Source organism: Pseudomonas sp. NDM (genome assembly GCF_003105095.1).
GTDB lineage: Bacteria > Pseudomonadota > Gammaproteobacteria > Pseudomonadales > Pseudomonadaceae > Aquipseudomonas > Aquipseudomonas moraviensis_A.
This window is the reverse complement of sequence record NZ_QETJ01000218.1, coordinates 1-6,731: the sequence shown is the minus strand read 5'-3', so window position 1 is coordinate 6,731 and position 6,731 is coordinate 1. Positions and strand designations below refer to the sequence as shown.

Annotated in this window: 7 protein-coding genes; 1 reads left to right on the top strand and 6 read right to left on the bottom strand. The window is 61.1% G+C overall.

The window, feature by feature from the left end; genetic code table 11:
• Nucleotides 1–89: 89 nt before the first annotated feature.
• Both hemB and DCO47_RS24890 read right to left on the bottom strand, forming a co-directional pair.
• Complete coding sequence (hemB, locus tag DCO47_RS24900; RefSeq protein WP_042609118.1) at nt 90–1,064, bottom strand: porphobilinogen synthase; 975 nt, start codon at nt 1,062–1,064, stop codon at nt 90–92.
• Between the two features lie 247 nt (nt 1,065–1,311).
• Nucleotides 1,312–2,010, bottom strand: coding sequence for a glutathione binding-like protein (locus DCO47_RS24890; protein ID WP_116659139.1), 699 nt, complete (start codon nt 2,008–2,010; stop codon nt 1,312–1,314).
• Between the two features lie 283 nt (nt 2,011–2,293).
• On the opposite strand from DCO47_RS24890, the gene DCO47_RS24885 reads away from it, so the two are divergent.
• Nucleotides 2,294–2,968 (top strand): hypothetical protein, encoded by a 675-nt coding sequence (locus DCO47_RS24885; protein ID WP_039763430.1) that lies wholly within the window; start codon nt 2,294–2,296, stop codon nt 2,966–2,968.
• A 110-nt stretch (nt 2,969–3,078) separates the two neighbouring features.
• Here DCO47_RS24885 and mnmH read toward each other — a convergent pair whose 3' ends face one another.
• From mnmH to DCO47_RS24865, 4 genes are all read right to left on the bottom strand, one after another.
• Nucleotides 3,079–4,185, bottom strand: a complete 1,107-nt coding sequence (mnmH, locus tag DCO47_RS24880; protein WP_065615968.1) for a tRNA 2-selenouridine(34) synthase MnmH — start codon at nt 4,183–4,185, stop codon at nt 3,079–3,081.
• Nucleotides 4,185–5,219, bottom strand: coding sequence for a selenide, water dikinase SelD (selD, locus tag DCO47_RS24875; protein ID WP_116659138.1), 1,035 nt, complete (start codon nt 5,217–5,219; stop codon nt 4,185–4,187). The genes mnmH and selD overlap by 1 nt, the downstream gene beginning before the upstream one ends.
• 192 nt (nt 5,220–5,411) lie before the next feature.
• Nucleotides 5,412–6,368: a zinc-binding alcohol dehydrogenase family protein gene (locus DCO47_RS24870; protein ID WP_116659137.1), complete on the bottom strand. Its 957-nt coding sequence runs from the start codon at nt 6,366–6,368 to the stop codon at nt 5,412–5,414.
• Nucleotides 6,369–6,397: 29 nt separating this feature from the next.
• A complete protein-coding gene (locus DCO47_RS24865) occupies nt 6,398–6,571 on the bottom strand; it encodes a DUF1427 family protein (RefSeq protein ID WP_080902507.1) in 174 nt (57 codons plus the stop codon).
• Between the last annotated feature and the right edge of the window lie 160 nt (nt 6,572–6,731).

The window sequence follows — 6,731 nt, the reverse complement described above, 5'->3', positions numbered from 1 at the left end:
CGATAGCGTTGTGTCAGTCGAGAAAATTCATGTCTGACACACCGCTATCGCGAGCAGGCTCACTCCTACAGTCTGGATTTGTGCTGGGCTTAGATCCCGGCCAGTGCCAGATCCATCGCAAAGTAAGTGAAGATCAGATCCGCGCCCGCACGCTTGATGGCGCCAAGGCTTTCGCGCACCACGCGATCTTCATCGATCGCCCCGGCCTGGGCGCCGAACTTGATCATCGCGTACTCGCCGCTGACCTGATACGCCGCCAATGGCAGGTTCGAGGCCTGACGAATGTCGCGGATGATATCGAGGTAGGCGCCAGCCGGTTTTACCATCAGCGCATCCGCGCCTTCCTGCTCATCGAGCAGCGATTCGCGCAGGGCTTCGCGACGATTCATCGGGTTCATCTGATAGCTCTTGCGATCACCCTTGAGCGCGCTGCCGCCGGCCTCGCGGAACGGACCGTACAGCGCAGAAGCGAATTTGGTCGAGTAGGCCATGATCGGAATCTGCGTGAAGCCGGCCGCGTCCAGTGCCTGGCGAATCGCGCGCACCTGGCCATCCATTGCTGCCGACGGTGCGATTACGTCAGCCCCGGCGCGAGCGGCGGCCACGGCTTGCTTGCCAAGATTGATCAGGGTCTGGTCGTTGTCGACTTCGTGGTTGTGCATCACACCGCAATGGCCGTGGTCGGTGTACTCGCAGAAGCAGGTGTCGGACATCACGATCATTTCCGGCACGGCATCCTTGGCGATGCGCGACATGCGCGAGACCAGGCCGTCTTCGCGCCAGGTGTCGCTGCCGTTGGCGTCGAGATGATGGGACACGCCAAAGGTCATCACCGACTTGATCCCGGCACGGGCATAGCGCTCGATTTCACTGGCCAGTTTGCGCTCGGGGATGCGCTGCACGCCGGGCATGCTGGTGATCGGCACGAAGTCGTCGATCTCTTCCTCGACGAATATCGGCAGCACCAGATCGTTGAGGCTGAATTCGGTTTCCTGGAACAGACTGCGCAGGCTCGCATTGCGGCGCAGACGGCGGGGACGTGCTTCGGGGAACTGACTGGACATGGGGCCTTTCCTGAAAACAGCGGATGAGACGAAAGTCGTAGGGGGCGCAGCTTATGCCTTGCGGCGGGTGCGGGACAAACCTGGATCGGCCAAGAGAGCGTTACCGGGCTTGCAATAATCGATAAAACGCAACAAATCCCCTGTAGGAGTGAGCCTGCTCGCGATAGCAGTGTGTCAGACATAAATTTCTCCACTGATACACCGCTATCGCGAGCAGGCTCACTCCTACAAAAGGAAACGCAGTGCGTCAGGAAGGAATGGTCAGGCCGCGGATGACTGCCGGGCGAGCGAGGAACCGCTCCAGCACCCGGGTGACGTTGGGGAAATTCTGAATCCCGACCAGATCCCCTGCCTCATAGAAGCCGAGCAGATTGCGCACCCACGGGAACGTGGCGATATCGGCAATGGTGTAGCGCTCGCCCATGATCCAGTCGCGGCCTTCAAGGCGGGTGTTGAGCACGTTCAACAGGCGTTTGCTCTCCTCGACATAGCGGTCACGCGGGCGCTTGTCCTCGTAATCCTTGCCAGCGAATTTGTTGAAGAAACCGAGCTGGCCGAACATCGGGCCGATGCCGCCCATCTGCCACATCAGCCATTGAATGGTCTCGTAGCGCAGCGCGCCTTCCTGAGCGAGCAACTGGCCGCTCTTGTCGGCCAGATAAATCAGGATCGCGCCGGATTCGAACAGCGGCAGCGGCTGATCTTCCGGGCCATGCGGGTCGAGGATCGCCGGGATCTTGTTGTTCGGGTTCAGCGAGAGAAACTCCGCCGAGGTCTGGTCGTTGGTGTCGAAGCCGATGCGGTGCGGCTCGTACGGCAGGCCGATCTCTTCGAGCATGATCGACACTTTGACGCCGTTGGGGGTCGGCAGGGAGTAGAGCTGAATCCAGTCCGGGTACTGCGCCGGCCATTTCTGAGTAATCGGGAATGCAGACAGATCGGTCATTGGAAGCATCCAGTCACAAATTGAAAGCCGATCATAATGTAGGCCCGGGTTGGCGCCTACACGAACCGTAACATCCTGTCGCTAACCTGCCTGCATGCCCGCAAAGGTTGCCGTTAGAGTGCTGCGCACTGGCCCGGATCGAACCAAACGGGCATTACAGGACTCTGAGCTATGCCTTTCTCGCAGAGGAAGCTGTTCACGACAGGGAAACACCCGGTGCTGGGAGCCCGCGGTGCCAAGGTTTGTCAGCCTTAACCGATTTTGCTGAAGAATCTTCGAATTGATGACGAACCTGATGAGTTTCGCCAAACGTTTCAAACATCGCGCGTACGTCGCCCTGCCCTCCCTGCTGGCAGTCAGTGCGCTCTTTCTGTCCCTCGAATCCAGTGAAAGCCGCGCGCAACCGGCGGACGGCACGCAGACCCTGGTGTTCCTGCGTCATGCGGAAAAACCCGAAGGTGGCTTAGGCCAGCTCAACTGCCAGGGCCTGAACCGCGCCATCGATCTGTCGACACTGCTGCCGGAAAAATTCGGCAAGGCCGACTACGTGTTCGCCGCCAACCCGACACGCAACGTTGAAGAAGGCGAGCTGGATAACTCCTACAGCTACATTCGCCCGCTGATGACCATCAGCCCGGCCGCGATCAAGCTTGGCCTGCCGGTGAACATCGAGTTCTCCGCCAACGACACCAGCGATCTGGCCCGCGAACTGCTCGACGAGAAATACCACAACTCGACGATCTACACCGCCTGGTCACACGGCTATCTGCCGGAGCTGATCAACAAAGTCGCCGGCAATGCGGTGGGCGAGCGGCAGAAGATCACCGATGACTGGGCTGGAGATGACTTCGACTCGCTGTACGTGCTCACCCTGAAGTGGCACAACGGCAAGGCCAGTCTGCAGAGCCATAGCTACAAGCAGGGACTGGATAATGGCAAGGACACTTGCCCGACCTGAGTTTAGTATCGCCTGACCTGGCCCTATCGCGAGCAGGCTCACTCCTACATTTGGAACGCGTTCCACCTGTAGGAGTGAGCCTGCTCGCGATGAGGCCGGTACAACCGACGCTAAATCCTCTGATTCACCCGCTCGCGCAAATACTCGATCACCGCCTGACGCTCCCCGGCGAACTCGATCCGCCCGCCCTTCTTCTCGCGCTGGAACACATACATCGGGTCGTAGTACTCACGCAGCAACACGCTTGTCCAATCGCGAAACAGCTCGACCGAACCGCTCCGGGCCTGTTCGGCCAGTGCCGCCTCCATCTGACCGTACAGTCGTTGATAGCGCTCGCCACCCAGGCGACGCTGAATATTGTTCAGGCTGGCAATCAATCGCTCGGCATATAGGGCGAAACCCACCTGCTCGCCATGCAACGCGACGAACTCGGCGTGCAGGTCAATCACGTAATCCTGGAGGATTCGCTCGACCCGATTCTCAAGGCTGTCTTCAAGCCAGACCAGCGGTGCCGCTTGCATTCCCCGGTACAGCGGCAACGGCAAGGCACAGCTGCCGACCACCCGACTCTCGTCTTCCAGGACAAATTGCCCGATCCCGCGGGCGCGCTTTTTCAGCACATCGACAGCCAGGCGATTCTCGAAATCGATGTTGCCCGGTTGCCCGGTGGCGCGCTTGCCAAAACTCGAACCGCGGTGATTGGCGTGGCCTTCCAGATCCAGACCATTGCTCAACTGCACCAGCACTTCGGTCTTGCCAGTACCGGTCATGCCACCGAGCAGAACCAGATCGCATTCGGCCACAGCCTGATCGACCGTTTCCAGGAGGAACGTGCGCATGGCCTTGTAGCCACCGCCCACACGCGGGTAATCGATGCCACCTTCGTCCTTGATCCATTGCTGGACGATCTGTGAACGCAGACCACCGCGGAAACAATAGAGATAGCCGTCGGGGTGGTTACGGGCGAATTCGACCCAGCCCTGGATGCGTGCCTCCCGAACCTCGGCCGACACCAGCCGCTCACCCAGAGCAATCGCGGCTTGCTGCCCGTGCTGTTTGTAACAGGTGCCGACCTGTTCGCGCTCACGGTCGTTCATCAGCGGCTGATTGATCACACCCGGGAACGCGCCGTGGGAAAATTCAACCGGCGCACGGACATCCATCATTGGCCGGTCGTTGAGGAAAATATCGCGGTAGTCAGTGCAGTCGCGGAGCATCAGATCACCTCGACTGCGTTCGTCTGTCGCTCGACCAGTTCGCCGATCGGCTCAAGGTTCAGCCCCATTTCGGCAGCAACGCCGAGGAACTCTTCATTGCCCTCGGGCGTGACCGCAATCAGCAGACCGCCACTGGTTTGCGGATCGCACAGCACGCGCTTGTGCAGTTCCTGCACGCGCCCGACCTTGCTCGAATAGCTGTCGAAATTGCGCAGCGTACCGCCCGGCACACAACCTTGATCGAGGTAGTACTCGACGCTGTCCAGACGCGGCACGCGGTCGTAGGCGATGCGCGCGGTCAACTGGCTGCCGTCGGCCATTTCCACCAGATGCCCGAGCAGGCCGAAACCGGTAACGTCGGTCATCGCCGTAACGCCGGCGAGCTTGCCGAAACGGCTGCCGGGCTTGTTCAGGGTACACATCCAGTCACGGGCGACACCGACGTCGGCGGCGCGCAATTTGCCCTTCTTTTCTGCGGTAGTGAGGATGCCGATGCCCAGCGGTTTGGTCAGATACAACAGGCAACCGGCGGTGGCGGTGTCGTTGCGCTTCATGTGGCGCTTTTCCACCAGACCGGTAACGGCAAGACCGAAAATCGGCTCCGGCGCATCGATCGAATGCCCCCCCGCCAACGGTATGCCTGCGGCGTCACACACCGAGCGACCGCCACGAATCACTTCCCGCGCCACTTCCGGCGCCAGCACGTTCACCGGCCAGCCGAGGATCGCAATCGCCATCAACGGATCGCCACCCATCGCGTAGATATCGCTGATCGCGTTGGTCGCGGCGATGCGGCCGAAGTCGAACGGGTCATCGACAATCGGCATGAAGAAATCGGTGGTCGACACCACACCGCGCTCGGCATCGATCTCATACACCGCAGCGTCATCGCGCGACGCGTTGCCGACCCAGAGCTTGGGATCGAGGTTCTGTGCGCCGCTGCCGGCGAGGATCACTTCCAGCACCTGTGGAGAAATCTTGCAGCCACAACCGGCGCCATGGCTGTATTGGGTCAGACGAATCGGCTCGCTCATGGGAGAGTCTCTGGCAATGAATGGGGCGGATTCTAGCAGAGCCGGTGCAGGTGGAGACTTTCACCCTGGAACCCATTGTGGGAGCGAGCCTGCTCGCGAAAGCGGTGTGTCAGTCGGCGAATGTTTCACTGATATATCGCCATCGCGAGCAGGCTCACTCCTACATGGGTTCCGTGTGTGTGGGAATGGGCGTCAGGGCAGCAAAATGATCTTGTCGCCGCCACCCTGATTGACCTCTGCATAACGCGCCAACCCTTCCGCCAGCGGCACTTCCACCAGGCCCTGCGGCAGCGGCAAGCGATCTTCGTCGAAGAACCGCCCGAACTGCTCAAGCATCGCCGCGCATTCTTCGACGCCGTACAGCAACGAGTTGATCCCGACCACCGAGCCGCCCTTGCGATACAGCGCCAGCGCCGGCAGTTGCACGTGGCCGTCGACCGGGGCGGCGATGATGGCGATGCGGCCGAAGGTGGCCAGTGCGGCGACCGAGGCCGGCAGCCAGAAACCGGTGGTGTCGAAGATCACATCGGCGCCGCCGCGGTACACCGCGTTGACCTGCGCACCCAGGTCGTCAGGCTTGTCCAGTTGAATCGTCTGATAGCCCTGCTTCTGCAAATCCGCCACCTGCTCGGGCCGGCGCGCGGCGGCCAGCAACTGCGCGCCGCGCACTTTCGCCAAGTCCAATGCCGCCGTCGCCACCGCCCCGCCGCCGATCACCAGCAAGCGCGTGTCAGCGCTGACCAGGCTGCGTTCCAGCGCATCCCACGCCGTGGTGTACGGCACGCCGAGGCTGGCGGCCTGGGCGAAACTCAGATGCGCCGGTTTGTGCGCCACGCCATTGGCCGGCAGTTTGACGAATTGCGCATGGGCGCCGTCGGCGAAGAAACCCAGCTCGCGCCCGGTGCCCCAGACTTCCTGACCGATCAACGCTTGCGGTCCCTCGACCACCACCCCGGCAAAATCCCGTCCCGGTACCCGCGGCAAAGTGGTGTAAGGGAAACGACCGAGGACGTTTTTCACATCGCTGGGATTGAGGCCCGCAGCCTTGATCTGCACCAGCACTTCATCGACGCCGGGCACCGGGGTCGGCACGTCGACGAAACGCAGGGAAGACAGGTCGCCGGTCTGATCGAATTGCAACGCTTGCATGGGCACATCCACCGTGAAAAAAGGGAAATTCAGGACAACCAGCCAGCGACCAGTTGCCGGCCCATCGGCCACAACTGCTCACCGGCCAACATGCCGAGCAGACCGACCAGCGCGATGGCCGGCGGTGCCGGAGAACGGAAATCGAGCGCGCCGTAGAGCAGGCCGACGCCCAGGCCAATGGTCAGAGAAATGAGGTAGTTCATGGGGGGAACTCCGCCGCGATAAGTGATGGGCAGAGTCTAGGGAAAGGGACGGAGCGGTATCGGCCAAGGACTTCTGAATTTCGGACAAACGTGTGTTCACCCAGCCCCTTGTAGGAGTGAGCCTGCTCGCGATCGCGGTGCATCAGTCGACATCATCCGT

Excerpts from the sequence above, each read along its gene's own strand:
- hemB (WP_042609118.1), bottom strand. The coding sequence starts at position 1,064 with ATGTCCAGTCAGTTCCCCGAAGCACGTCCCCGCCGTCTGCGCCGCAAT.
- DCO47_RS24890 (WP_116659139.1), bottom strand. The coding sequence starts at position 2,010 with ATGACCGATCTGTCTGCATTCCCGATTACTCAGAAATGGCCGGCGCAG.
- DCO47_RS24885 (WP_039763430.1), top strand. The coding sequence starts at position 2,294 with ATGACGAACCTGATGAGTTTCGCCAAACGTTTCAAACATCGCGCGTAC.
- mnmH (WP_065615968.1), bottom strand. The coding sequence starts at position 4,185 with ATGCTCCGCGACTGCACTGACTACCGCGATATTTTCCTCAACGACCGG.
- selD (WP_116659138.1), bottom strand. The coding sequence starts at position 5,219 with ATGAGCGAGCCGATTCGTCTGACCCAATACAGCCATGGCGCCGGTTGT.
- DCO47_RS24870 (WP_116659137.1), bottom strand. The coding sequence starts at position 6,368 with ATGCAAGCGTTGCAATTCGATCAGACCGGCGACCTGTCTTCCCTGCGT.
- DCO47_RS24865 (WP_080902507.1), bottom strand. The coding sequence starts at position 6,571 with ATGAACTACCTCATTTCTCTGACCATTGGCCTGGGCGTCGGCCTGCTC.